This window comes from Iamia sp. SCSIO 61187 (assembly GCF_019443745.1).
Taxonomy (GTDB): Bacteria; Actinomycetota; Acidimicrobiia; order Acidimicrobiales; family Iamiaceae; genus Iamia.
Genome location: NZ_CP050948.1, coordinates 1,559,651 through 1,584,160, shown reverse-complemented (window position 1 = coordinate 1,584,160; position 24,510 = coordinate 1,559,651). Strand labels below are relative to the sequence as shown.

At 75.4% G+C, this 24,510-nt stretch carries 21 protein-coding genes; 11 read left to right on the top strand and 10 right to left on the bottom strand.

Annotated features, from left to right (window positions below; genetic code table 11):
* Positions 1-19 precede the first annotated feature (19 nt).
* Both HC251_RS07715 and rfbD read left to right on the top strand, forming a co-directional pair.
* Complete coding sequence (locus HC251_RS07715; RefSeq protein ID WP_219944719.1) at positions 20-925, top strand: TIGR01777 family oxidoreductase; 906 nt, start codon at positions 20-22, stop codon at positions 923-925.
* Positions 926-934: 9 nt separating this feature from the next.
* On the top strand, positions 935-1,795 hold the full coding sequence (gene rfbD / locus HC251_RS07710; protein WP_219944718.1) for a dTDP-4-dehydrorhamnose reductase: 861 nt from the start codon (positions 935-937) through the stop codon (positions 1,793-1,795).
* A 37-nt stretch (positions 1,796-1,832) separates the two neighbouring features.
* On the opposite strand, the gene HC251_RS07705 is transcribed toward rfbD, so the two are convergent.
* On the bottom strand, positions 1,833-2,117 hold the full coding sequence (locus tag HC251_RS07705; RefSeq protein ID WP_219944717.1) for a DUF427 domain-containing protein: 285 nt from the start codon (positions 2,115-2,117) through the stop codon (positions 1,833-1,835).
* Between the two features lie 132 nt (positions 2,118-2,249).
* On the opposite strand from HC251_RS07705, the gene HC251_RS25495 reads away from it, so the two are divergent.
* The 3 genes from HC251_RS25495 to HC251_RS07690 all read left to right on the top strand — a co-directional run bounded on the left by HC251_RS25495 (position 2,250) and on the right by HC251_RS07690 (position 6,058).
* Entirely contained in the window at positions 2,250-4,895 is a 2,646-nt protein-coding gene (locus HC251_RS25495; RefSeq protein ID WP_255566632.1) for a LuxR family transcriptional regulator, read from the top strand.
* A gap of 96 nt (positions 4,896-4,991) precedes the next feature.
* Positions 4,992-5,297, top strand: coding sequence for a hypothetical protein (locus HC251_RS07695; protein WP_219944716.1), 306 nt, complete (start codon positions 4,992-4,994; stop codon positions 5,295-5,297).
* A gap of 83 nt (positions 5,298-5,380) precedes the next feature.
* Entirely contained in the window at positions 5,381-6,058 is a 678-nt protein-coding gene (locus HC251_RS07690) for a hypothetical protein (protein ID WP_219944715.1), read from the top strand.
* 196 nt (positions 6,059-6,254) lie between these two features.
* Here HC251_RS07690 and HC251_RS07685 read toward each other — a convergent pair whose 3' ends face one another.
* Together HC251_RS07685 and HC251_RS07680 are read right to left on the bottom strand one after the other, a co-directional pair.
* Positions 6,255-7,034 (bottom strand): SDR family NAD(P)-dependent oxidoreductase, encoded by a 780-nt coding sequence (locus HC251_RS07685; protein WP_219944714.1) that lies wholly within the window; start codon positions 7,032-7,034, stop codon positions 6,255-6,257.
* Positions 7,035-7,075: 41 nt separating this feature from the next.
* Entirely contained in the window at positions 7,076-7,876 is an 801-nt protein-coding gene (locus tag HC251_RS07680) for a transglutaminase family protein (protein WP_219944713.1), read from the bottom strand.
* A 100-nt stretch (positions 7,877-7,976) separates the two neighbouring features.
* Here HC251_RS07680 and merB point away from each other — a divergent pair, with 100 nt between their 5' ends.
* Positions 7,977-8,630 (top strand): organomercurial lyase, encoded by a 654-nt coding sequence (gene merB / locus HC251_RS07675; protein ID WP_370651283.1) that lies wholly within the window; start codon positions 7,977-7,979, stop codon positions 8,628-8,630.
* Here the strand turns inward: merB and HC251_RS07670 are convergent.
* The 4 genes from HC251_RS07670 to HC251_RS07655 all read right to left on the bottom strand — a co-directional run bounded on the left by HC251_RS07670 (position 8,585) and on the right by HC251_RS07655 (position 13,648).
* Positions 8,585-10,174 carry a hydantoinase B/oxoprolinase family protein gene (locus tag HC251_RS07670; protein WP_219944711.1) on the bottom strand — a complete coding sequence of 530 codons (1,590 nt, stop codon included), beginning with the start codon at positions 10,172-10,174 and terminating at the stop codon, positions 8,585-8,587. The two genes, merB and HC251_RS07670, sit on opposite strands and share 46 nt — an antisense overlap.
* Complete coding sequence (locus HC251_RS07665; RefSeq protein WP_219944710.1) at positions 10,171-12,003, bottom strand: hydantoinase/oxoprolinase family protein; 1,833 nt, start codon at positions 12,001-12,003, stop codon at positions 10,171-10,173. The genes HC251_RS07670 and HC251_RS07665 overlap by 4 nt, the downstream gene beginning before the upstream one ends.
* A gap of 135 nt (positions 12,004-12,138) precedes the next feature.
* Complete coding sequence (locus HC251_RS07660; protein ID WP_219944709.1) at positions 12,139-12,354, bottom strand: hypothetical protein; 216 nt, start codon at positions 12,352-12,354, stop codon at positions 12,139-12,141.
* Positions 12,355-12,577: 223 nt separating this feature from the next.
* Entirely contained in the window at positions 12,578-13,648 is a 1,071-nt protein-coding gene (locus HC251_RS07655) for a ribonuclease H (protein WP_255566631.1), read from the bottom strand.
* Positions 13,649-13,911: 263 nt separating this feature from the next.
* Here HC251_RS07655 and aceE point away from each other — a divergent pair, with 263 nt between their 5' ends.
* The gene (gene aceE / locus HC251_RS07650) at positions 13,912-16,620 is read left to right on the top strand and encodes a pyruvate dehydrogenase (acetyl-transferring), homodimeric type (RefSeq protein ID WP_219944707.1); all 2,709 of its coding nucleotides are present in this window, start codon (positions 13,912-13,914) and stop codon (positions 16,618-16,620) included.
* A gap of 73 nt (positions 16,621-16,693) precedes the next feature.
* On the opposite strand, the gene HC251_RS07645 is transcribed toward aceE, so the two are convergent.
* Entirely contained in the window at positions 16,694-17,656 is a 963-nt protein-coding gene (locus tag HC251_RS07645) for a hypothetical protein (protein ID WP_219944706.1), read from the bottom strand.
* Positions 17,657-17,721: 65 nt separating this feature from the next.
* On the opposite strand from HC251_RS07645, the gene HC251_RS07640 reads away from it, so the two are divergent.
* The 3 genes from HC251_RS07640 to HC251_RS07630 are packed head-to-tail and all read left to right on the top strand — an operon-like array spanning position 17,722 to position 21,949.
* The gene (locus HC251_RS07640; RefSeq protein WP_219944705.1) at positions 17,722-18,315 is read left to right on the top strand and encodes an HhH-GPD-type base excision DNA repair protein; all 594 of its coding nucleotides are present in this window, start codon (positions 17,722-17,724) and stop codon (positions 18,313-18,315) included.
* 3 nt (positions 18,316-18,318) lie between these two features.
* Positions 18,319-20,109, top strand: a complete 1,791-nt coding sequence (locus HC251_RS07635; protein WP_219944704.1) for a DUF2207 domain-containing protein — start codon at positions 18,319-18,321, stop codon at positions 20,107-20,109.
* Positions 20,110-20,143: 34 nt separating this feature from the next.
* On the top strand, positions 20,144-21,949 hold the full coding sequence (locus HC251_RS07630; RefSeq protein WP_219944703.1) for a DUF2207 domain-containing protein: 1,806 nt from the start codon (positions 20,144-20,146) through the stop codon (positions 21,947-21,949).
* A gap of 45 nt (positions 21,950-21,994) precedes the next feature.
* On the opposite strand, the gene HC251_RS07625 is transcribed toward HC251_RS07630, so the two are convergent.
* Both HC251_RS07625 and HC251_RS07620 read right to left on the bottom strand, forming a co-directional pair.
* Positions 21,995-22,759 carry an alpha/beta hydrolase gene (locus tag HC251_RS07625; protein ID WP_219944702.1) on the bottom strand — a complete coding sequence of 255 codons (765 nt, stop codon included), beginning with the start codon at positions 22,757-22,759 and terminating at the stop codon, positions 21,995-21,997.
* A gap of 6 nt (positions 22,760-22,765) precedes the next feature.
* On the bottom strand, positions 22,766-23,005 hold the full coding sequence (locus HC251_RS07620; protein WP_219944701.1) for a hypothetical protein: 240 nt from the start codon (positions 23,003-23,005) through the stop codon (positions 22,766-22,768).
* A 108-nt stretch (positions 23,006-23,113) separates the two neighbouring features.
* Here HC251_RS07620 and HC251_RS07615 point away from each other — a divergent pair, with 108 nt between their 5' ends.
* Positions 23,114-24,235, top strand: coding sequence for an LLM class flavin-dependent oxidoreductase (locus tag HC251_RS07615; protein WP_219944700.1), 1,122 nt, complete (start codon positions 23,114-23,116; stop codon positions 24,233-24,235).
* Positions 24,236-24,510: the final 275 nt, after the last annotated feature.

Genomic DNA, 24,510 nt, shown 5'->3' with positions numbered 1-24,510 from the left:
CCGGGGGTAGGGAGGCGCCATGCGCATCGCCGTGACCGGGTCCAGCGGGTTGATCGGGAGCGCGCTGTGCGCCTCGCTGGAGGGCGACGGTCACGACGTGGTCCGCGTCGTCCGCTCCGGCGGGAGGCCGGGGACGGTGCGGTGGGACATCGACGCCGGGACCGTCGACGCCACCGGGCTCGAGGGGCTCGACGGTGTGGTCCACCTCGCCGGCGAGGGCATCGCCTCGGGCCGCTTCTCCGAGGACCACAAGCGAGCGGTCCTCGAGAGCCGCACCAAGGGGACGGCCCTGCTCAGCCGCACCCTCGCCGAGCTCGACGCCCGCCCGCCGGTGCTCCTGTCCGGCTCGGCCATCGGGTACTACGGCGACCGGGGCGACGAGGAGCTGGTCGAGACCAGCCCGCCGGGCGAGGGGTTCCTCCCCGAGGTGTGCGTCGCCTGGGAGCGGGAGACCTCGGCGGCCGAGGCCGCTGGCGTCCGGGTCGCCCACCTCCGCACCGGCGTGGTCCTCTCGGCCGACGGCGGGGCGCTGGGCAAGCAGCTCCTGCCGTTCAAGCTCGGCCTCGGCGGCAAGGCCGGGAAGGGCGACCAGTGGCTCCCGTGGATCAGCCTCGAGGACCACGTGCGGGCCATGCGCTTCCTGCTGACCGCCGACGTCCAGGGACCGGTGAACCTGACGGCGCCCAACCCGGTGCGCAACGTCGAGTTCGTCCGCACCCTCGGCGCTGTGCTCGGGCGGCCCACGGTCATCCCCATCCCCGGCTTCGCCCGGAAGCTGCCCCTGGGCGTCGGCCCGCTGGTCGACAACCTGCTGTTCTCCAGCAGCCGGGTCCTGCCGCAGGTGCTGACCGATGCCGGCTTCACCTGGCACCACGACCAGCTGGAGGACGCCCTCCGCTCCCTCCTCGACCGCCCGGCCGCCTGAGGGGATCGCGTGCGCATCCTCGTCACCGGCAGCGCCGGACAGGTCGGCCGCGAGGTCCTCGACCTGGCCCGGGCCCAGGGCCACGAGACCGCCGGCCTGGCGCGCCAGGGCCCCGACCCGTGCGACATCACCGACCCGGAGGGTGTCCAGCGGGCCGTCACGGAGTTCGGGCCGGACGTGGTCATCCACGCCGCAGCGATGACCGACGTCGACGGGTGCGAGCTCGAACCGGACCGGGCACGGGCGATCAACGAGGGCGGCACCGCCAACGTCGCCGAGGCGGCCGACGAGGCCGGCGCCCACCTCGTCTACGTCTCCACGGACTACGTGTTCGACGGCGAGACCGACGGCGACTACGTCGAGACCGACGCCCCGAACCCGCTCTCGGGCTACGGGCGCTCCAAGCTGGCCGGCGAGGCGGCCGCCGGCCCCGACGCCACCATCGTCAGGACGTCGTGGGTGTGCGGCGTCCACGGCCGCAACGTGGTGCGCACGGTCCTCGGCCTGGCCGCCAAGGGCCAGCCGCTGCGCTTCGTCGACGACCAGGTCGGTCAACCCACCTTCGTCTCCGACCTGGCGCCCCGGCTCCTCGACCTCGGCGCCGACCGTCGCGGCGGGGTCTGGCACGTCAGCAACGTCGGCCCCATGAGCTGGTACGCCTTCGTGGGCGAGATCCTCGACGCCGGCGGCTACGAGCGGTCGCTCGTCAGCCCCATCTCCACCGCGGAGCTCGACCCGCCTCGGCCCGCGCCGCGCCCGCGGCGGTCCGTCCTCGACGGCGCCGCCCTGCGCGCCGCCGGCGACCCGCCCATGCCACCGGTCCGGCCCTCGCTCGACGCCCTCGTCGACGCCATCCAAGCTGGCACCTGACCACCCGCCAGCGTTCCTGCGTCGGGATCGGGATCGGTCAGTCGTCGGTGACGGTGACGCCCCGCCAGAAGGCCACGCGGTCCTTGATCTCGGCCGCCGCCGGCTTGGGGTCGGGGTAGTACCAGGCGGCGCCGGGGTTGACCTCGCCGTCGACGACGAGGTCGAGGTAGCTGGCGGTGCCCTTCCAGGGGCAGACCGACGTGTCGGCGCTGTCGCGCGTCTCGGCGGTCAGCGCCTCGCGGGGGAAGTAGTGGTTGCCCTCGACGACGACGGTGTCGTCGGAGCGGGCGATCACGGTGCCGTTCCAGGTGGCGGTGGCCATGGGGTCCTCCTCGGATGGTGGCCGCCCCCGGCGTGAGGCGGCGTGCGAGGGTGAACCGCACCGGCCGGCCCGGTCTTCCGCGCCGAGCTCGGACCCGGCGCACGGCCGACCGCCGATGGGTAGCGTCACGCCGTGGCCGACGTCGCCACCGGGTGGCCTCTCGTGGGACGAGACAAGGAGATGACGCTCCTGGCCGCCCGGGCGCGGGCCGGTCCGGTGGTCGTCGTCGGTCCGTCCGGCGTCGGGAAGTCCCGCCTCGTCAGCGACTGGTTGGGCACCGTCGACGGGCCCACCGCCGCGGTGGTCGCCACCCGGTCGAGCGCGTCGGTGCCCTTCGCCGCCTTCGCCCCCTGGTCCCCCGCCACCGTCAACCCCGCCCACGACCGCCTCGGCACGCTGCGAGCGGTGGCCGACCGCCTGCTCGAGCACGGGCCGATCACCGTCCTCGTCGACGACGCCCACCTCCTCGATGACGGGTCAGCCGCCCTCGTGCACCACCTCGTGCACCACACCGACGCCCGCCTCGTCGCCACCGTCCGCAGCGGCGAGCCGTGCCCGGACTCGGTCACCGCGCTCGGCAGGGACGGCACCGGCGCCCGCATCGACCTCCGGCCCCTCACCGAGGACCAGTGCGCCCGGCTGCTCACCCACCGCCTCGGCGGCCGCGTGCACTCCGTGGCCCGCCGGCGGCTCTGGGAGCTATCCGCCGGGAACCCCCTCTACCTGCGGGAGGTGACCGAGGCCGCCCTCGAGCTGGGCCACCTCTCCGAGACCGCCGGGGTGTGGCGCTTGGCCGACGGGGCGGTCGGCACCGCCCGCCTCTCGGACCTCGTCAGCGAGCGCATGGGCCGGGTGCCCGACGACGACCGGCGCGTCCTGGAGCTGATCGCCCTCGGCGAGCCCCTCCCCCTCGCCCTGGTCGAGGAGCTCGTCCCGGTCGACGTCATCGCTCGGCTCGAGACCGCCGGCCTCGTCGGCGTGGCCCGCCGGGGCGAGGCCGATGTGGTGGGCCTCGGCCACCCGCTCTACTCCGAGGTGCTGCGCGCCACGACGCCCCGGCTGGTGGCCCGGGCCCACCAGCGCGACCTGGCCACCGCCGCCCTGGCCCACGGGCTCGAGCAGCGGGAGCCGCTCCGCGTCGCGGTCTGGCTGCAGGAGGCCGGGGGCGAGCCCGGCGACGCCGAGCTGCTGACCGCCGCCTCCACCCGGGCCATGCACCTGCAGGACCACCCCCTCGCCGCCCGGCTGGCGCAGGCCGCCCAGGACGCCGGCGGCGGCACCCTGGCGATCCTCGCCCACGCTCGGGCCATCGGCCTCCAGGGGCGCCTCGCCGAGCTCGACGCCGCCGTCGAGCTGGCCGCCAGCCGGGCGGAGACGCCGCAGGAGTCCGCCGAGGTCGTCGACCTGCGCGCCGTGCGCCTGTGGTGGAGAAGCCGCGCCGGCCCGCCCTGGATCGACGCCATCGACACGGCCCTCGCCACCCTTCCCCCCGAGGTGACCGCCCGGGTGGCGTCGACCGGCGCCCGCCTCGCCGTCCAGGGCCTGCTCCTGGACCGGGCCCGCACGCTCGCCGGCCTGGCCGTCGTCGCCGACGACGCCGAGCCGCTCCACGATAGCTCGGGTCGCACCGCCGAGGCCCTCGCCCGGGCGCTGCAGGGCGAGGGCCAGCCGGTGGTCGACGCCTTCGACGCCCTGGCCGGACCGGCCCTCGAGCTGCTCGACGTCGACCCCATGCCGGGCGTGCTCCTCTCGACCGCCTACCAGCTGGCGTCGACCCTCACCGGGCGGCTCGACGAGGCCGGCGCCCTCCTCGCCGGGCTCGTCGAGCACGGTGTCCCCGACGACCGGGTGCACCGGGCCCAGCCCCTCCAGCTGCTGGCCCGAACCGACCTCGAGCGGGGTCGCGTCGGGGACGCCGCCGCTCGCGCCCGCGAGGCGGTGGAGCTCATCGGCGATCAGTCCTACCTGTTCGGGCGGGCCGTGGCCGCCGGCGGGACCGCCGTCGCCGCCGCCGCCCAGGCCGGGGACGTGGGCGCGGCCGAGAGCTCGCTCGCCGTCGCCCGGGCCCGAGGCGACTCCTGGATCCCCGACGCCGCCGCGCTGCTCGACCTGGGTGAGGCCTGGCTGGCCGCCGGCCGCGGCGAGCTCACCACGGGGTCCGACCGCGCCCTGGACGTGGCCGACCGGATGGCCGGCGCCGGCGCCCACGGCCTCGAGGTGCTGGCCCTCCTCGACGCGACCCGCATCGGGGCCGCCCGGCGCACCGCCGACCGCCTCGCCGAGCTGGGCCGCCGCCTCGGCGAGCCCACTCCGGCCGCCGCCGCCATCCTCGCCAGGGGCCTCGCCCGCGATGACGGGGACGCCCTCGACGAGGCTGCGACCCGCTTCGTCGGCACCGGCGCCCTGCTGGCCGCGGCGGAGGCATCCGCCCAGGCCGCCGTCGCCCACGCCGGGGAGGGGATGCGGCGGAAGGAGGCCGCCGCCCGCCGGCGGGCCCAGGAGCTCCGCACCCGGTGCCAGGGCGCAGTCACGCCATTGCTGGTCGGTCTCGACGACACCGACGTGGCCGAGGAGCTCACGGCCCGGGAGCGCGAGATCGCGCTGATCGCCGCCGGGGGGCGCACGAACCGGGAGATCGCCGCCGCCCTGGGGCTCTCGCTCCGCACCGTCAACAGCCACCTGAACCACGCCTACGCCAAGCTCGGGACCAGCGACCGGGCCGAGCTGGCGCGGCTGCTCCGCCCTCCGACGCCCACTCGCGCCACGGACGGTCGCTGATCGGGGGCCGGCGACCTCGGTAGGGGGTGCCGATGTGGGGCGGCGGCGTCCGTGGCCACATCAGGCCATGGACGCCCACGACCCCAGGAGAGCGCCATGACCACCACCGCCACTCCCACCACCGCCCGACGACACCGACCCCGCCTGCGCACCGTCGGCCGGTCCCTCGCCGCGAGCGGCCTCGCCGCCGCGCTGCTGCTCGGCACCGCGTGCGGCGACGACGACACCGCCGAGCCCACCGCTGGCACCGAGGTCACCCCGGTCGCCGCCCGGGTGGACGAGGCCCACTCGCTCCACGACCTCGCCAACCCGGCCGACAAGGGCAGCCACCCGAGCGTCGAGCCCATCACCTCGATCTACGAGGTCGCCAACCCCGCCGACAAGGGCAGCCACCCGGCCTGAGCCGAGCGCCCGCGCCCCACGGCGGCGGCCACGCGACGAGCGTCCGCCGCCCCCCGCACCACCACGCACCCCAGGAGATCACCATGACCACCCCGACCCGGCCGCCCGGCCGGACCACCCACCACACCGCCCTGCGCTGGGCCGCTCGGCTCGTCCTCGGCTGCGCCGTCGTCACCGTCGTGTTCGCCGGGTGCGGAGACGACGAGGACGACGACGCGACCGACGCCGAGACGACCACCGAGCTGGAGGCGTCCACCACCACCGAAGGACCGCCCGAGGGCGCGGCCGCCGAGGACGCCGGCAGCGGACCGTCCGAGGAGGGCCCGGTCGTCGAGGTCCGCCTCGTCGACTACTCCTTCCTCGACCTGCCCGAGCGGGTGCCCGCCGGGACCCGCCTGACCATCACCAACGACTCCGCGGCCGAGCTCCACGAGCTGGTGGCCTTCCGCATCCCCGACGACGAGACCCGCCCGGTCGAGGAGCTGGTGACCCTGCCCGAGGAGGAGATCGGCGCCATCTTCGGAGAGGGACCGCCCGCCACCGTGCTGCTCGCCCCACCCGGCGGCGAGCAGATCGACGCCGTCGGCGACGGCACCCTCGCCGAGCCCGGGCGCTACGCCGTGGTCTGCTTCATCCCCACGGGTGTGGACCCGGATGCGTACCTCAACGCTCCGCCGTCGGAGGAGGGACCACCGGAGATCCCCGGTGCCGGCCCGCCGCACCTGACCCACGGCATGCACGCCGGGATGATCGTCGAGTAGTCCCGCTCGACGAGGGCCCCGTCCTGGGGCAGGGGACGACCCGCAGCCCGGTTGGCTGCGGGTCGTCCCGCGTCACGTCACTTGGACAGCAGTGAACCCTTCGGGCTCACTTCGGCTCACCCACCCGCCACGCCCAGCGGTGTCGGCTGCGCCGACCCGTCCTCGCTGCATGCAGCCGCAGCGCCGCCTAACGGCGTCACTTCGGCTGCATGCGGATGCCGCCGTCGATGCGGACGGTCTCGGCGTTGAGGTAGCTGTTGCTCAGCAGCTCGAGGGCGAGGGTGGCGAACTCCTCGGAGGTGCCGAGGCGCTTGGGGAACAGCACGCCGGCGCGGAGGCGGTCCTTGAACTGCTCGGAGGCCTCGCCGGTGCCGTAGATCGGGGTGTCGATCAGGCCGGGGGCGATGCAGTTCACCCGGATGCCGACGGCCGAGAGGTCACGGGCGATGGGGAGGGTCATGCCGACCACGCCGCCCTTGGAGGCGGAGTAGGAGGCCTGGCCGATCTGGCCGTCGAAGGCGGCGACGGAGGCCACGTTGACGACCGCGCCCCGCTCGCCGTGCTCGTCGACGGGGTCGAGGGTGCTCATCGCCGTGGCCGCGATGCGGATCATGTTGAACGAGCCGACCAGGTTGACCTCGATGACCTTCTTGAACACGTCGAGGTCGTGGGCCGAGGCGTACTCGCCGTCCTTGCCGATGGTGCGGGTGGCCCAGCCGATGCCGGCCGCGTTGACCAGGGCGCGCAGCGGGCCCAGCTCCTTGGCGGCCTCGACGGCGGCGATGGCGGCGTCGGGGTCGGCCACGTTGGTGGTGGCGAACACGCCACCGATGTCCTTGGCGACGGCCTCGCCCTTCTCGGCGTTCATGTCGGCCACCACGACCTTGGCGCCCCTCTCGGCGAGCAGCCGAGCGGTGGCCTCTCCGAGGCCGGAGGCCCCGCCGGTGACGATTGCGCTGATCCCGTTGATCTCCATGGCCCGCACCTTATTGACCGGGCGGTCTAGTTGGGAAAGCGTCAGCCGAGACGGACGGCCTGGGTGATGTCGTCGATCGGCAGGGTGGGGTCGGCCACGGCCACGACCTCCATGTCGCCCATCCGGACGGCATCGCCGGCGGTGGTGAGGAAGGCGGTGTCGGCGGCGTCGCGCCCGGTGGCGATGCGCACCATGGCGGGGCGGGGCGCCAGGCAGGTCGCGTCGAGGGCGAGCCACTCCCCGCCCACGTGGGCCTCGGCGACGGCGTGGAAGTCCATCGGGGCCAGGCCCGGGGCGTAGACCGACACCAGCCGGGCGGGCACGTCGCAGGCGCGCAGCAGGGCGATCACCAGGTGGGCGAAGTCCCGGCACACCCCCTGGCGGGAGAGCAGCGTGGTGACGGCGCCGTCGGTCGGGCGGCTCGACCCGGAGATGTAGGCGACCCGGGACCCGACCCAGCTGGACACGGCGTCGACGAGGTCGCGGTCGTGGAGGCCGGCGAACTCGGCCCGGGCCACGGCGCCGAGCTGGTCGGACTCGCAGTAGCGGCTGGGTCGGACGTAGCGGATGAGGTCCACCGGCGTGACCGGGGCCGCCGGGGCGGTGCCGGTGACGGTGGCCGCGTAGTCGACCCGCAGCCGGCCCGGCCCCAGACGCTCGAGGTGGTGGAGCCGCGTCCCGTGGTCGTCGAGGATCTCCGTCGCCGGCACCGGGCGGCCATCGAGCGTCACCGCGAGGGACTCCTCGGCCCGCTCGGCGTCGGCCGCCACCGCGACGGACAGGGTCACGTCGGCCACGCCCTCGATGTCGGCCTCCAGGTGACACGACACCGAGCGATCCATGGGCCCACCGTCCCACCTCCACCGCCGCCGGGCGAACCGGCATCCAGCCTGGCGTCAGATCGCGAGCCCGCAGACGGCGCGCGACGATGGAGAGGTGACCATCGAGGTCGAGGACGTCCGTCTCGCCGTCGTGCACCAGTTCGCGGCCGGGGTCCTGCCCGACCGAGCATCGCTCGCCGCTGCGCTCGCCACCGACGAGGCCTCCGTCGACGACGCCCTCGACGTGCTGGCCGACCAACGTCACGTCGTGCTCCGAGAGGGGCGGATCGTGATGGCCCACCCCTTCGCCGCGATCCCCCTGGGGTTCTCGGTCATGGGACGGGAGACGCTGTGGTGGGGCGGGTGCGCCTGGGACTCCTTCGCCGTGCCCCACCTCCTGCCGGACGAGCCCGAGGTGCTGGTGGCCACCCGGTGCCCGGGCTGCGACGCCGCCCTGGCCTGGGTCGTCGGACGCCAGGATCCGCCCGAGGGCGAGGAGGTCGCCCACTTCCTCGTGCCCGCGGCGCACATCTGGGACGACGTGGTCCACACCTGCGGGAACCAGCGGCTCTTCTGCGCCGAGGACTGCGTCGACCGCTGGCTGGAGGTCACCGGGCACGACAAGGGCGACGTCTTCGACCTGGCGACGCTGTGGCGGCTCGCCCGGGGCTGGTACGCCGGCCGCCTCGAGCGCGGCTACGTGCGGCGCGAGCCCGACGCGGCTCGCGACTACTTCCGCTCCGTCGGGTTGTCGGGCCCGTTCTGGGGTCTCTGACGCCCGGCGCGCTCCGAGCGCCTCCCCCACCCACCGCCGCCGGGGGTCTTCATCCGGAGGACGTCGCCGGCGTTGAGGCGGAGGGTGCACTTGTCGGGGAGCTGTTCGGCCTTGCCCTCGTCGCCGGCGGGGAGGAGCCAGTTCTCCCCGCACGCACCGGGCTCACCGCCCGCCCGGCCGGGGGGCGGGCTGGTCCGGCGCTCGGTGATGAGGCTCACGGTGACGTCCTCGAGCACCTCGAGGTCGCGCTCGATGCCGTCGCCGCCGGCCGCCGAGCCGGCGCCCCCGCTCCCCCGTCGGAGCCGGGTCGCGACGACCCGCAGCGGGAACGACCGCTCCAGCGCCTCGATCGGCGTGTTCTTCGTGTTGGTCATGCCGGTGTGGACGCCGCTCATGCCGGCACGCCCGGGCCGGGCCCCCTGGCCGCCGGCGACGGTCTCGTAGTACACCCAGCCCACGCCCCCGACGAGCAGGTTGTTCATGGTCCCCTGCGAGGCCCCGCCGACCCGGTCGGGGGCGGCGCCGGCCAAGGCGGCGAGGCAGACGTCGGCCACCCGCTGGCTGACCTCGACGTTGCCCGCCCCCACGGCCGCCGGGGGCCGGGCGGCGACCAGGGTGCCAGGGGGGGCGATCACCTCGACCACCCGCAGGCCGCCGCCGTTGGCCGGCACACCCGGGTCGATGGCCGAGCGCAGGGCGAACACGGCGGCGCTCACCGTGACGGCCTCGACGGCGTTGACGTTGCCGCGGCTCTGCGGGGCGGTGCCGGTGAAGTCGAAGGTGACATCCTCGCCGCCGATCGTCACGGCGACGGCCACCGTCGCCGGCTCGCGCTGGTCGGGCCCGGCGCCGGTGGAGTCCATCTGGTCCACGGCCGTCCAGGTCCCGTCGGGCAGGGCGGCGATGGCGGCCCGCATCCGGCGCTCGCCGTAGGCGATGACCTCGTCGAGGGGCTCGTCGGCCAGGGCGGCCAGGCGCTCGACGCCGACGACGTTCGCCCCGACCTGGGCGTCGATGTCGCCCCGGCGCTCGTCGGGCGTCCGCGACGACGCCACGAGCAGCTGGCGGACCTCGGCGGTGAACCGCATGGGCGGCACCCGGAACCCCTCCTGCTGGATCTCGGTGGCGTCGGCCGGGAGCGACCCGGGGGCGGCGCCGCCCAGGTCGGCGTGGTGGGCCCGGTTGGCGACCCAGCCGACCAGGCGTCCCTCGGCGGTGTGGCACGGGGCCACCAGGGTGACGTCGTTGAGGTGGGTGCCGCCGGCGAAGGGGTCGTTGACGATCCACTGCTCGCCCGGGGCGGGGTCAGGTCCGGCGACTGCGATGGCGGCGGCGACCGACGCCGGCATCGACCCCAGGTGCACCGGGATGTGCTCGGCCTGGACCAGCAGGGTGCCGTCGGCGGTGAACAGGGCGGCCGAGCAGTCGGCCCGCTCCTTGATGTTGGGGCTGAAGGCGCCGCGGCGCAGCACGGCGCCCATCTCCTCGGCCACCCCGGTGAGGCGGGCGATGAGGACGGCGAGCCCGGCCGGATCGAGGCTCATCGATCGACCCGGGTCAGCACGAGGGCGCCGAGGGGCCCGGGCTCGGCCCGCCAGCCCTCGGCCAGGAACACGGTGCAGTCGACCTCGGCGATCACCGCAGGGCCGACGGCGGCGGCCCGGGTGACCGGGGGCAGGTCGCCCACGGCGAGGGGGGCCGGCCGGCGGGCGGTGGCGTGGAGGGCGACGACCTCGACGGGCGTGTCGGGCCGGGTGTAGCCGTTGCGCCGCTCATGCTCGGCGGCGAAGGCGGCGACCGTGGGCACCCGGAGCTCGTGGCTCTGGCCGGCGTAGCGGCAGTCGACGCTCACCTCGATCTCGACCTCAGGTCGAGGGTGGCCCCTGACCAGGGACTCCTCGGCGATCCGGGCCAGGTCGGCGGTCGCTTCGTCGAGGCCGGTGTGGTCGGGGGGGGTCGGCCACGATCGCACCTCGTCGTGCTGGCGGGCACCGCACAGCAGCCCCACCGCCGAGAGGACGCCGGCGCGGGGCGGGATGATCACCGTGGCCATGCCGAGGGCGTCGGCCAGCCCGCAGGCGTGGAGGGGGCCGGCCCCGCCGAAGGCCACCAGGGCCAGCGGGCGGGGGTCGACGCCGCGGGTCACGGTGACGGCCCGGACGGCCTGCTCCATGGCCGCCTCGACCACGGTGATGACGCCCTCGGCGGTCACCCCGGCGGCCTCGAGGGTGGCGGTGGCGGCCTCCACCGACACCCGGCCGAGGCCGGGGAGCTCCATGTCGGCCGGGAGGCGCCCGGCGACCAGGTCGGCGTCGGTGACCGTCGGCTCGGTGCCGCCGAGGCCGTAGCAGGCCGGACCGGGCACGGCGCCGGCCGAGCGGGGGCCGACGACCAGCGCCCCGCCGGGGTCGATGGCGGCGATCGAGCCGCCCCCGGCGCCGATGGTGTGGACGTCGAGCGACGGGAGGCGCACCGGGAACCCGGCCACCACCCGCTCCCCAGCGGGCTCCGGCATCCCGTCGCGCACCAGGCAGACGTCGGTGCTCGTCCCGCCCATGTCGAAGGTGACGGCGTCGGGGAACCCGCACGCCACGGCGACCTCGGCGGCGGCGGCGACACCCCCGGCGGGGCCGGAGAGCAGGAGCGTCGCCGGCAGGTCGGCGGCCCGCTCCACCGGGACCAGGCCCCCGGCCGACGACATGACCAGCACCTCGTCGGCCGCCCCGGCCAGGCCCCGCAGGTAGGTCCGGCACGGTGGGCGGAGGGCGGCGTTGACCACCGTCGTCACCGTCCGCTCGTACTCCCGGAACTGGGGCGAGACCTCGTGCGAGGCGCTGACGTCGTGGCCCTCGGCCCGGAGGGCCTCGGCCACGGCCACCTCGTGGTCGGGGGCCAGGTCGGCGTGGAGCAGGCACACGGCGACCGCCTCCGCCTCGCCGAGGCCGAGGTCGGCCAGCCCGTGGAGGTCGACCGGAGTGACCTCGCTCCCATCGGCAGCCACGCGGGCCCGCACCTCGTGGCGGTCGACCCGATCGACCAGCGGGACGGGGCGGTCGGCGAAGGGATCGTAGAGCGACGGGCGGTCCTGGCGGCCGATCTCGACCAGGTCGGCGAAGCCCTCGTTGGTCACCAGGGCGACCCGGGCGCCCCGTCGCTCGAGGAGGGCGTTGGTGGCCACCGTCGTGCCGTGGGCGAGCACGCCGGGCCGGTCGGCGGCGCCGGCCACCGCGCCGATGCCGGCGCGGACCGCCTCACCGGGGTCCGACGGCGTCGACGGGACCTTCACCACCGACCCGTCGGCCGCCACCACGTCGGTGAACGTGCCCCCGGTGTCGACGCCGACGCGGGAGCGGGCATCGGGCGAGGACGTCACCCACCGAGCATGGCAGCCCGGACGCGACGCTGGCCCCGTCGCCGGCACCGGGGGGGACGGTGCCGGTTCGGGGCCAGCGGGCGGGGCGCCTGAGGCACCCCGGGTCGGGAGCGACGAGCGCTCCCGGGCCCGGCGTCAGCGGCGGGGGGTGAGACGCTGGCGCCGGGGGACCTCGGCCGGGACCTCGGCGTAGACGACCTGCACGGGGCTGGCCGTCAGCCGGTAGGTGAGGGCGACGCCGAGCATGGTGGCCACCACGGCCACGGTCACGAGCAGGGAGAGCGGCGAGATCAGCAGGACGAGGGCGAGGCCGGCGGTGGCGACGAGGACGTTGGTGCGCTCTGAGCTCATGGGTGGGGACCTTGGACTGTGGTGGTTCGGCGGGGACGCTGCCCATCATCTGCTCGATCGAAGCGAACGTCACGGGGGTGCGCTCCCCAGGGGTGGTGGGGCCTACCCCACCCAACCCGCCGCCGGGCCCGCCTCTTCCCGTCAGCGGGGCCGGCACCCGCGCTCCGCTTCTGTCAATCCCCATGCGCACCTGAGGCGCATGGGGATTGACAGAACGGTGGTGTCACGGCGTCGGGGGGATGATCACCACGTCGTCGGGGATGGCCTTCTCGAACCGGACGGTCATCTCCCGCCCGGCGGCGTCGACCTCGTCCCACACCATGACGGCCAGGTCGGCCACCGAGGCCAGCCAGGCGTCGCGCCGGTTCAGGCCCTTGGCCCGGTCCTGGCGGGTGGCGGGGACCTTCCGCTCGAGGACCACCTCGGCGGGAGCCAGCCGCCGGAGGGCGACGAAGCGGTCGCGGTCGGCCGACCGCATGTGCTCCTGGGGGTCGGGCCAGGGCAGCACCGCCACCCAGTCGACCTCGGCCTCCAGGGCGGCCTCGCCCGCCAGCGCCTCGGCCCCGGCCCGCAGCCCGGTGAGCACCCGGAGGTCGTCGTGGAGCTGGGCGTAGCCGGCGAAGAGCTCGGCCAGGTGCCGGCGGAGCGCGGCGTGGCCCGCGTCGTCGTCGGGCAGGTCCCGCATGCCGCCGGCCACCAGGAGCGTGCCCTCGGGGATGCGACCGTCCCGCTTGCGGCGCTCGGCCCGCCGCGCGGCCGGGTCGAGCTCGGCCAGGCGCGGGCTGGCCGGGCCCGTGGCGGACCGGACCGACGGCGCGTCGGCCGGGCCCAGCTCGTCGGGCGACGGCGGCGTGTCCCCCGAGGCGTCGTCACCCTGGAGGCTCGACGCCACGGCCAGCCGGTCGACGAGGTCGTTCATCACGTCGCCGGAATGGCCCTTGACCCAGCGGGGCACGCCGAAGCGGCCCGCCTTGTGGGCCTCGATCAGCGGCTCCCACAGGTCGCGGTTGGCGACCGGCTGCTTGGCCGCGTTCCTCCAGCCCCGCTTCTCCCAGCCCCGCCACCACCCGTCGCGGAAGCAGTTGGCCACGTAGGTCGAGTCGGTGACGATGTCGAGCTCGCCCTCGAGCATCTCGGTGGCCGAGAGCACGGCCTGGAGCTCCATGCGCTGGTTGGTCGTGTGGGCGGCGTGGCCCCGGGCCCACGCCCCGCCGGGCACGGCCCACGCCCACCCCCCCGGACCGGGGTTCCCCGAGCAGGCCCCATCCGTGTAGACGATGGTCGGCGCCCCCACGGCGTCAGCCGCCCGCCCGCCGACCGCGGCCAGGGTGGTGGGCGGGGTCGGAGGACGTGGAGACGATGGTCGGCGGCCCCGGCATCGGGCGAGCATCGCAGAAACGCCCGGCCGCGCCCCGAACTCGGTGGCAGATGTGGGATGAACGTCCCACATCTGCCACCGAGTTCGCACGGGGTTCACACCGGTCCGGTGCGAACCGGGGGCGCCGGTGCGAGAGTGGGGGGACGCCCGTCGATCCCCCCATCGGAGGCACACCAGGCATGAGCATCAGCGACGACTTCGTCGGCGGCCTCCCCGACGTCGACCCGGACGAGACCCGCGAGTGGCTGGAGTCGCTCGACGCCGTGGCCAGCGTGAAGGGCCGCAGCCGGGCCGAGTTCCTGATGCAGAAGCTCCTGGAGCGCAGCCACGAGCTGCAGTTCGGCATCCCTGCCCCGGTGCGGACGCCGTACATCAACACCATCCCGTCGTCGGAGCAGGCGCTCAAGTACTGGTTCCCGGGCGATGCGGCCATGGAGCAGCGCATCCGGGCCTACATCCGCTGGAACGCGGCGGTGATGGTGATCAAGGCCAACAAGGCGGCCGACGGCATCGGCGGCCACCTGGCCACCTACGCCTCCTCGGCGTCGCTCTACGAGGTCGGGTTCAACCACTTCTTCCGGGGCAAGGACGGGGGCCGGGCCGGCGACGCCGTGCACATCCAGGGCCACGCCGTGCCCGGGATCTACGCCCGAGCCTTCCTCGAGGGCCGCCTCGAGGCCGAGGACCTCGACGGCTTCCGCCGCGAGCTGTCCGGCCGGGGCCTGTCCAGCTACCCGCACCCCCGGCTCATGCCGGAGTTCTGGGAGTACCCGACGGTGTCGATGGGCCTGGCCCCGATCTCGTCGATCTACCAGGCCCGGTTCAACCGCTACCTGCACGCCCGCCAGATCGACGCCACCGACGAGACCCGCGTCTGGTGCTTCGTCGGCGACGGCGAGACCGACGAGCCCGAGACCCTCGGCGCCGTCGCCCTCGCCGGCCGCGAGCGGCTCGACAACCTCGTCTGGGTCGTGAACTGCAACCTGCAGCGCCTCGACGGCCCGGTGCGCGGCAACGGCAAGATCATCCAGGAGCTCGAGTCCGTCTTCCGGGGCGCCGGGTGGAACGTCATCAAGGTCATCTGGGGCTCCCGCTGGGACGAGCTGCTGGCCCGCGACGTCGACGGCGTGCTGCTCGACAAGATGAACAGCACCGTCGACGGCGACTTCCAGCGCTACGCGGTGAGCGACGGGGCCCACATCCGCGACCACTTCTTCGGCCCCGACCCCCGCCTGCGGGCCATGGTCGACGACTTCAGCGACGAGGACCTCCGCAACCTGCCCCGCGGCGGCCACGACTACGCCAAGCTCTACGCCGCCTACCGGGCCGCCACCGAGCAGCGCGGGGCGCCGACGGTGATCCTGGCCAAGACGATCAAGGGGTGGACCCTCGGCGAGGGCGTCGAGGCCCGCAACGCCACCCACCAGATCAAGAAGATGACGATGACGCAGCTGCGGAGCCTGCGCGAGCGCCTCTACCTCCACGAGGAGATCCCCGAGGAGGCCCTCGCCGACGACCGGGAGCCGCCGTACTACCGCCCCGAGGTCGGCAGCGCCATGCACACCTACCTGATGGAGCGCCGCCAGGCCCTCGGGGGCTCGCTCCCGTCGCGGGTCGTGCGGGTCAAGAAGCCGCTGACCCTCCCGCCCGACGACGCCTTCGCCGAGCTCCTCGCCGGTTCGGGCAAGCAGGCCGCCAGCACCACCACTGCCTTCACCCGGCTGCTGCGGGCCCTGGCCCGCACCGACGGCTTCGGCCGCCGCATCGTCCCGATCATCCCCGACGAGGCCCGGACCTTCGGCATGGACTCCCTGTTCAAGGAGTTCGGGATCTACGCCTCGCAGGGCCAGAAGTACGAGCCCGTCGACCACTCCCTGCTGCTCAGCTACACCGAGACCCTCGACGGCCAGCTGCTCGAGGAGGGCATCACCGAGGCCGGGTCCATGGCCTCGTGGACCGCGGCCGCCACGTCGTACGCCACCCGCGGCGTGCCGATGATGCCGTTCTTCATCTTCTACTCGATGTTCGGCTTCCAGCGGGTCGGCGACCTGATCTGGCAGGCCGCCGACCACCGGGCCAAGGGGTTCCTCATGGGCGCCACCGCCGGGCGCACCACGCTGATGGGCGAGGGCCTCCAGCACCAGGACGGCCACAGCCTCGTGCTCGCCTCGACCGTGCCCGTGTGCAAGGCCTACGACCCCGCCTTCGCCTACGAGGTCGCCGCCCTCGTCCGCCACGGCATCCACGACATGTACGGCCCCGACGGGCGCGACGTCTTCTACTACCTGACCCTCTACAACGAGAACCACCCGATGCCGGCCATGCCCGACGGGGCGGTCGAGGGCATCGTCGAGGGCCTCTACCGCTGGCAGGACGCCCCCGAGGGCACCCAGGCCCAGGCCTCGATCCTGTTCTCCGGCACCAGCCACCTCGCCGCCACCGCGGCCCAGGCCGAGCTGGCCGAGCAGCACGGCATCGGGGTCGACCTCTGGAGCGCCCCAGGCTGGAAGCAGCTCCGCGAGGAGGCCCTCGAGGTCGAGCGCTGGAACCGGCTCCACCCCACCGAGGCACCCCGGGTCCCCCGCGTCACCCAGCTGCTCGGCGAGGGGTCCGCTCCCGTCGTGGCCGTCACCGACTACATGGCCGCCGTCCCCGACCAGATCTCCCGCTGGGTCGCCCGCCCCTACACCGCCCTCGGCACCGACGGCTTCGGCCGCTCCGACACCCGCGAGGCCCTGCGCAGCTTCTTCGAGACCGACAGCGGCCACGTCGTCGTCGCCGTCCTCTCGTCGCTCGCCCGGGCCGGCCACATCGATGCCGACCAGGCCGTCAAGGCCGCCGCCCGCCACGGCATCGACCCCGACGTCGCCGCCCCCTGGACCAGGTGAGTCTCAGTCACTCGCGGGGCAGACGACGCTCCCATGCCGAGCACCCAGATCTCCCGCGACGCTGAGAAACCCCTCAGCCGGGGCGGACGGTGATGATGGCGTAGGCCTGGCCGTCGTCGGGGACGGTGGCGCGGATCTCGGCGGTGGCGGCGCCCTCGCCGACGCGGACGCCGAGGACGGTCACGTCGTCGCGGTGGCGGTCCTCGAGGTCGGGGGCCTCGCCCAGGTCGGAGAGCTGGCGCACGTAGCCGTGCAGCACGTCGCGCTCGACGCCGTCGAGGCGCACGACCATCGACCAGCCGCCGCCTGCGCAGGCGCAGGGGCCGGGCAGGCCGACGAGCGAGCTGCCGAGCTCGAGCCGGCGGGCCGGGCCCTCGAGGTTGCGCACGGCCAGGGCCACGTCCTCCGGGGGCGGGGCGGGGACGGGGTCGGGCAGGACGACCTCCGGCAGCGGCGAGGTCGGGGGGGTGCCCCCCGGGTCGGCGCCTCCGTCGTCGCTGCCGGGCGGGCGGTAGAGCAGACCGACCCCCGAGGCCACGCCGATGAGGGGGTTCACCCGGCGGACGGCCGAGAGGTGCAGGCTCTCGCCGTCGGAGCCGTCGACGAGCTCGGCCTCGCACCCGATCTCGGCCAACCCCCCCAGGCACCCGGCGTCGCCCTCCATGCCCAGGCTCGACGCCTGCCCGGCCAGGGCGTCGAAGACGGCGACGGTGTCGCCGGTGACCAGGAGCAAAGCCCGGTAGCCGCCGCCGACCAGGTCGGGGAACGTGGTCCCCTGGAGGAAGGCGCCCTCGGGGACGGACAGCCCGGCGCCGAGCGGGGTGCCGGGGCCGGCGAGGTCGTCGGGATCGACCTCGGTGAACGGACCGAGGTCGGCGGCGCTGACGGCGACGCGGTCGCCGCCGCTGGCGTCGGCCGGGTCGGTGCCGGCCGATCCCTCGCCGTCACCGTCGCCGGAGCAGGCGCCGAGCACGAGCAGGGCGGCCACGACCACGGCCGGCCAGCGCCGGGGGGAGCGGCGGGGCAGGCGGGGCATCGACCCGACCGTAGGCGACGGCTCGCCGCGGACGGCGCCAGCGATCGCCGCTACCGTCGGTGCTCGTGAGCGAGCCCAGCTTCCCCGTGACCGGCGACGACGCCGCCGACCGCCTGCTGCTGGACGACCCCCTCGCCCTGCTGATCGGCATGCTGCTGGACCAGCAGATCCCGATGGAGAAGGCGTTCCGGTCGCCCTACGACCTGGCCGAGCGCATGGGCGGCGGGCCCCTCGACGCCGCCGCCATCGCCGGCACCGACCCCGAGGAGATGGTGCGCATCTTCAAGGGGCCGCCGGCGCTGCACCGGTTCCCGAAGGCGTTCGCCGAGCGGACCCAGGCCGTCTGCGCCGCCCTCGTCGAGCAGTACGACGGGCGGGCCGAGGCGCTGTGGACCGAGGCGGCCGACGGCCCCGACCTGCTGCGCCGGCTGCGCGCCCTGCCCGGCTTCGGGTCGGACAAGGCCCAGATCTTCGTCGCCCTCCTCGCCAAGCGGCTCGGGGTCACCCCCGCCGGGTGGGAGGAGGCCGCCGGGGCCTTCGGCGACGGCCGCCGCCTCTCGGTGGCCGACGTCGACTCGAAGGAGGCCTTCGACCGCGTCCGGGCCTGGAAGAAGGAGCAGAAGGCCAAGGCCAAGGCCGCGGCTGGGACGAAGGCCTAGCCGGTGCCGCTCCGCATGGGGCTCCGGCACCTCGCCGTGGTGGCGTCGGTGCTGGTCGTCGCCGCCCTCGTCGGCCTCGGCATCGTCGGGCCCGTCATCGGGACGGAGCGGATCACCGGGTTCCAGGTCGTGGCGGCCGTCCAGGACGACGGCAGCGTGCGGGTGCGGGAGGTCATCGACTGGGACTTCGGCGTCCTCGCCGTCGACAAGCACGGCATCTTCCGGGAGATCCCCCTGGGCGCAGGCGGCAGGCCCGCCGACGTCGAGGTGTCGTCGCCGGACGCCCCTGCCGACGTGCAGACCACCATCGAGGGGGCCTCGCTCCGCATCCGCATCGGCGACGCGGACCAGACCGTCCGGGGCCGGCACCGCTACGAGATCCGCTACACGCTCCCCTCCGTGGTGCGCGACGACTTCGTCGCCCTCAACCTGATCGGGCCGGAGTGGGACGTGCCCATCGACGGCGTCGACGCCCGCATCGTCGGCGCCGACCTCTCCGACGTCGAGTGCTTCCGGGGCCGGGAGCGGTCCCGCGACCGGTGCGCCGTCGCCGAGGTCGACGGCGGCGTCCGCACGACGGCGGACCACCTCGACCCCCACGAGGGCATCACCGTCCAGGGCCGGGTCGGGGCGCGCACCGAGGCCACCCTGCCCGAGCTGGCGCCGATGGCCGAGCGCGACGGCAGCGCCGGGCTCCGGTGGGCCGCCCTGGTGACGGTGGTCGGCCTCCTCGTCGGGCTGGCCACCTACCTGGTCTGCCGTCGGGTCGGGCGGAACCAGGTCGCCGCCGGCGGGGCCACCGAGGCCGCCTTCGCCTACGGGAACGAGACCTTCGGGACCACCCACGACGTCGACGACTCGCCGCCGGGGACCCGGATGGTCGCCAACGAGAAGATGGGCGAGCTGGCCGGTGTCGAGTTCGTGCCACCGGGCGGCGTCGAGCCGTGGCAGGGGGCGGCGGTCCTGCGCGAGGCCATCGACGACCGCACCGTCGGCGCCTGGTTCTCCTCCCTCGCCGCCCACGACATCGTCTCGTTCGGGGGCGACGAGCAGGGCGCCCTGCGCCTCGGGCCTGGGCCGGCGGCGGCCACGGCCGACCCCATCGCCGCCCCCATCCTCAACCGGGCCCTGGCCGGGCGCCCCGGCATCGACCTCGGCGGCTACGACCCTGCGTTCGCCGGGGCGTGGAAGGAGGCGGGCACGGCCGTCGAGTCGTGGGTCCGCACCTCCGGCGTGTTCCGGCGGCGCCCGCCCCGGCGGTCGAGCCTGGTCGGCGGCGCCCGCCTCGGTCTGGTGCTCGGCGTCGGGCTCGGCGTGGGCATCCCGCTGGTCGTCGGCCTGTACTTCCTCGGCCGGGCCGTCGGGGTCCTCGGCGTGCCCATCGCCCTGTTCCTGGCCGTGGTCGTGCCCCTGGCGGTCGGTCTCGCCGTCTACTGGCGGCTCGTCCGCAGCCTCAGCTGGCGGGGGTCGGCCATCGCCCTCCGCACCGAGGCGTTTCGCCGCTTCCTCCACGACAGCGAGGCCCAGCACGTCGAGTGGGCCTGGCAGCACGGGCTCCTCCGTGAGTACTCGGCCTGGGCGGTCGCCCTGGGCGAGGCCCGGGCCTGGAAGGACGCCCTCGCCCGCTCGGCCGTCCCCCCCGTCGAGCAGGACGGCGCCTCCTCGGTGATGGTCCCCGCCGTCTACGCCTCCAGCGTCAGCGCCACCCACACCGCCCCCAGCTCCAGCGGCGGCGATGGCGGAGGGGGATCCGTCGGCGGCGGCGACGGGGGCGGGGGAGGCGGATCATGGTGACGAGGAGCCCCCGAGGCCGTGGAGGCGGATCGTGGTGAGCTCGCTGCGCGGCAGGCACGCGGCGCTGGCGCTGCTCGTCGTGGTGCTGGCCGGGCTGGCCTTCGGCGGCTGCCTGGGGCCGGCGGTGGGGTCCGAGCGCATCACCGCCTACGACGTCGTCGCCGTGATCCGGGAGGACCGGACCGTCGCCGTCCGCGAGGTGATCGACTGGGACTTCGGCGCCGACCAGCGGCACGGCATCTTCCGGACCATCCCCGCCAGCGGCGGCGCACCGACCGACATCGAGGTCTCGTCGCCCACCGCCCCCGACGCCTTCACCGTCAACAGCCTCGGCGGCGAGACGGAGATCCGCATCGGCGACGAGGGGCGCGAGATCAGCGGCCGGCACCGCTACGTCATCTCCTACGTCCTGCCCGACACCGTCCGCGACGACCGCTTCGCCCTCAACGCCATCGGCGACCGGTGGCCGGTGCCCAGCGAGGACGTCACCGTGACCGTGCTCGGCGCCGAGCTGGCCCGGTCCGAGTGCTTCACCGGCCCCTACGGGTCCGACGAGCGCTGCGCCATCGACGGCACCGGCACCGCCTACCGCACCGAGGTCGAAGACCTCGGCGACCACGAGGCCGTCACCGTCGCCGGCGACGTCGTCGCCACCGGCCCGGCCGAGGTCCCCGAGCCGCCGCCGTTCGAGGACCGGGACGACGCCGCCCGCCTCCGCTGGGCCGCCATCGTGGGCGTCCTGGGCGCCACCGTCGCCGTGGCCGTGTACCTGCTGTGCCGACGGATCGGACGCAACGAGGTCGCCGCCGGCGGGGCCACCGACGCAGCCTTCGCCTACGGCGCCGAGGACTTCGGTCCCGAGCACGCCGCCCCCACCGAGCCCCCGCCGAGCGTGCCCGGCAGCACCATGGTGGCCGACACCAAGATGGGTGAGCTGGCCGGCGTCGAGTTCGTGCCACCGGGCGGGATCGAGCCGTGGCAGGGCGCCGTCGTGCTGCGGGAGAAGATCGACGACCGCACCGTCGGTGCCTTCTTCTCCGGCCTGGCCGCCCACGACATCGTCACCATCGACGGTGCCGGCGGCGGCGTGCTCCGGACCGGGCCCAAGGCGGCCGAGGCCGACGCCGTGGCCGCGCCGATCCTCAACCGGGCCTTCGGCACCGGGAACGCCGTCCCCCTCGGGACCTACGACGCCGACTTCGCCGCCGCCTGGCAGGAGGCCGGGCGGGCCATCGACGCCTGGGTGCTGTCCTCCGGCGTGTTCCGGCGGCGCCCGCCGCGCTACGGGTCCTCGGGGCGCACCGGAGGCCTGGGCCCCCTGTCGGGCTGCCTGGTCCCGGCCGCCTTCCTCGTCCTGGCCGGCGGCAGCGGTCTCGCCGTGGGGCTCCGGACCGGCTTCGCCGCCGTGGCCGTCGCCGTGATCGTCGTGGGCGCCGTCGCCCTGGCGCTCTACTCGGTGCTGACCCGGGGCCTGTCGGCCCGGGGCTCGGCCATCGCCCTCCGGGCCGAGTCGTTCCGCCGCTTCCTCCACCACAGCGAGGCCCAGCACGTGGAGTGGGCCTGGCAGCACGGGCTCCTGCGGGAGTACGCGGCGTGGGCCGTGGCCCTGGGCGAGGCCGACGCCTTCAACCGGGCCCTGAGTGCCTCGTCGATCCCGCCGGTCGAGGTGTCCTCTACCAACGGCGTGCTCATGCCCGCCCTCTACCTCTCGTCGTTCTCGTCCACCACCACCGCCCCTCCACCGCCCTCCTCCGGCGGCGGCGGCTTCAGCGGCGGAGGGTTCTCCGGCGGCGGGTTCTCCGGCGGCGGCGGCGGAGGTGGAGGCGGCGGCAGCTGGTAGCTGACCCCGCCCGCGTCCACTTGGGGTCTGACCCCGAGCGAACGCCTACGTGTTGGCCTGGCGGTCGAGCCAGCCGAGCAGGACGGCGACGGCACGGGGGTCGTGGCGGAGCTGGTGGCCGGCCCCGCTGACGATGCGCAGCTCGGCCGAGCCGTGGGAGTCGGCGACGAACCGGGCGTCGAACTGGGGCACGGCCTCGTCGTCGGCCCCGTGGACGACGAGCAGGGGGCGGGGGGCGAGCTGGCGGGCCACGGCGACGGGTCGGATCTCCCGCAGCTCGCGGGTCCACAGCTCGGGTTGGGACGGGAAGCCGGGGGTGGAGATCATCCCGACCTCGCGGCAGAACTGGAGCAGGCGGCGGGGGTGGCTGGCCCAGTCGTCGAAGTCGGCGGGGGCGGCGAGGGCGGCCACGCCGACCACGTCGGGGTCCGCCGCCCCGGCGCAGATGGCGAGCCCGCCGCCGGTGCCGAAGCCGACCAGCCAGGTCCGCTCGACCTCGGGCACGGCCCGGAGCGACGCCAGGCCGGCGGCGATGTCGGAGCGCCAGCCACCGAGCGAGAAGTCGCCCTCTGATCCGCCGGCGCCCCGGAGGCGCAGGGCGAGCACGATCCAGCCCAGGGTGGTGGCGATGCGATCGGCCAGCTCGGGCAGGTCGTTGCCGGCGTCGGCGGCGCCGGCCGTGGGAGGCGGCAGCCCGTGGGTCAGGACGAGGCCCGGTCGGCTGGCCGTGCTGGTGCGGGCCCGGGGGCGGGCCAGGTGGCCGACGAGGGTCAGCGGCCCCGACCGGACCGGGTGGTCGTCGACGGCCACGCGCCGTCAGGCTTCGGCGTCGACGTCGACCTGGGCGCGGTGGGCGGCCCGGGTCCCGGGGCAGCGACACAGGCGGTAGCCCCGGTTGCGCGCCTCGGCGAGCGTGTCGGGCCCGAACGCCAGGTAGGTGCGGGCCTCCATCAGCTCCTCGATCACGGCGGGCTCGCAGTGGTCGAGGTCGTGGACCCGCTGGTCCCGCTTGTCGCCGACCCAGCGGCTGTGCTCGAACCGGGTGGGGCGCTCCATGGTCGCCGAGGATACGGCGGGCAGACGGGTGGGGCCGAACCGGCGGGGCGGGCCGGGTCAGCGGGGCCCAGATGGCGATTCCTGACCAATCCGGTGCAGTATTGGTGGATGCTGGCGATCCACTGGTTCCTCCCCACCGGCGGCGACTCCCGTGACGTCGTGGCCGCCGGGCCCGACGACCAGCGCCCACCCGACCACGCCTACCTCACCCAGGTCGCCCGGGCCGCCGACCGCCTCGGCTTCGACGCCGCCCTCACCCCGTGCGGCACCGCCTGCGAGGACGCCTGGATCGCCACCGCGACCCTGGTCCCGGTCACCGAGCGGCTGCGGTTCCTGGTCGCCTTCCGGCCGGGGCTCCTCTCCCCCACCCTGGCCGCCCAGATGGCGTCGACCTACCAGCGGCTCTCCGGCGGTCGGGTGCTGCTCAACATCGTGATCGGCGCCGAGGACGCCGAGTCGGCCCGCTTCGGGCCCCGCATCGACAAGGCCACCCGCTACGCCCGGGCCGCCGAGTTCCTCGAGATCGTGCGGGGGGCGTGGAGCGGCGAGCCGTTCACCTTCACCGGTGAGTTCTACGAGGTCACCGACGCCACCACGCGGGGCGTGCCCGACCCCCAGCCCGCGATCTACTTCGGCGGGGCGTCACCCGAGGCCGAGGAGGTGGCCGCCCGCTGGGCCGACGTCTACCTGGCGTGGGGCGAGCCGCCGGCCATGGTGGGCGAGCGGGTGGAGCGCATGCGGGCCCGGGCCGCGGCCCACGACCGCCGCCTCCGCTACGGCATCCGGTTCCACGTCATCACCCGCCCGACCGCCGACGAGGCGTGGGCCGCGGCCGGGCGGCTGCTGGCGGGCATCTCGCCCGAGGCCATCGCCGCCGCCCAGGCCGACTTCGCCGCCACCGCCTCCGAGGGCCAGCGCCGCATGGCCGAGCTGCACCGGGGCCTCGACCCGAGCGACGTCCGGGGCCTCGAGGTCCACCCCAACGTGTGGACCGGCGTGGGCCTGGTCCGGGGCGGGGCGGGCACGACGCTGGTCGGCAGCCACGCCGAGGTGGCCGACCGCATCGAGGAGTACGCCGGGGTCGGCTTCGAGGAGTTCATCCTCTCCGGTTACCCCCACCTGGAGGAGGCGTACTGGTGCGGCGAGGGGCTCCTGCCCGAGCTGCGCCGTCGGGGCCTGGTGCCCGAGCTGCCGACGGCGGCCGAGGCGACCTTCAGCACCTTCCGCTGACGCCGCCCCTCCGGTCGGACGCCCCGGACGCGCCGCTGGCGACCGGATCCGACGGTCTCCCGTCCGGGTCCGGTCGCCAGCGGCGGTGGGGGTGATGGGGCGTGGGGGGGCTCAGGCGGCGGCGGGGTCGTCGTGTGCCGCCGGGGCACCGGCCGGCGCTGCGGTTCGCAGGACAGCGGCAGCCGGAGCCCGGCGAGGGGTTCCCGCCGTCGGCGCGGTGGCGGCGGCGACGACGGGAGAGCTGGCGGGGGACGTGGGCACCGGCTGGGCCGGAC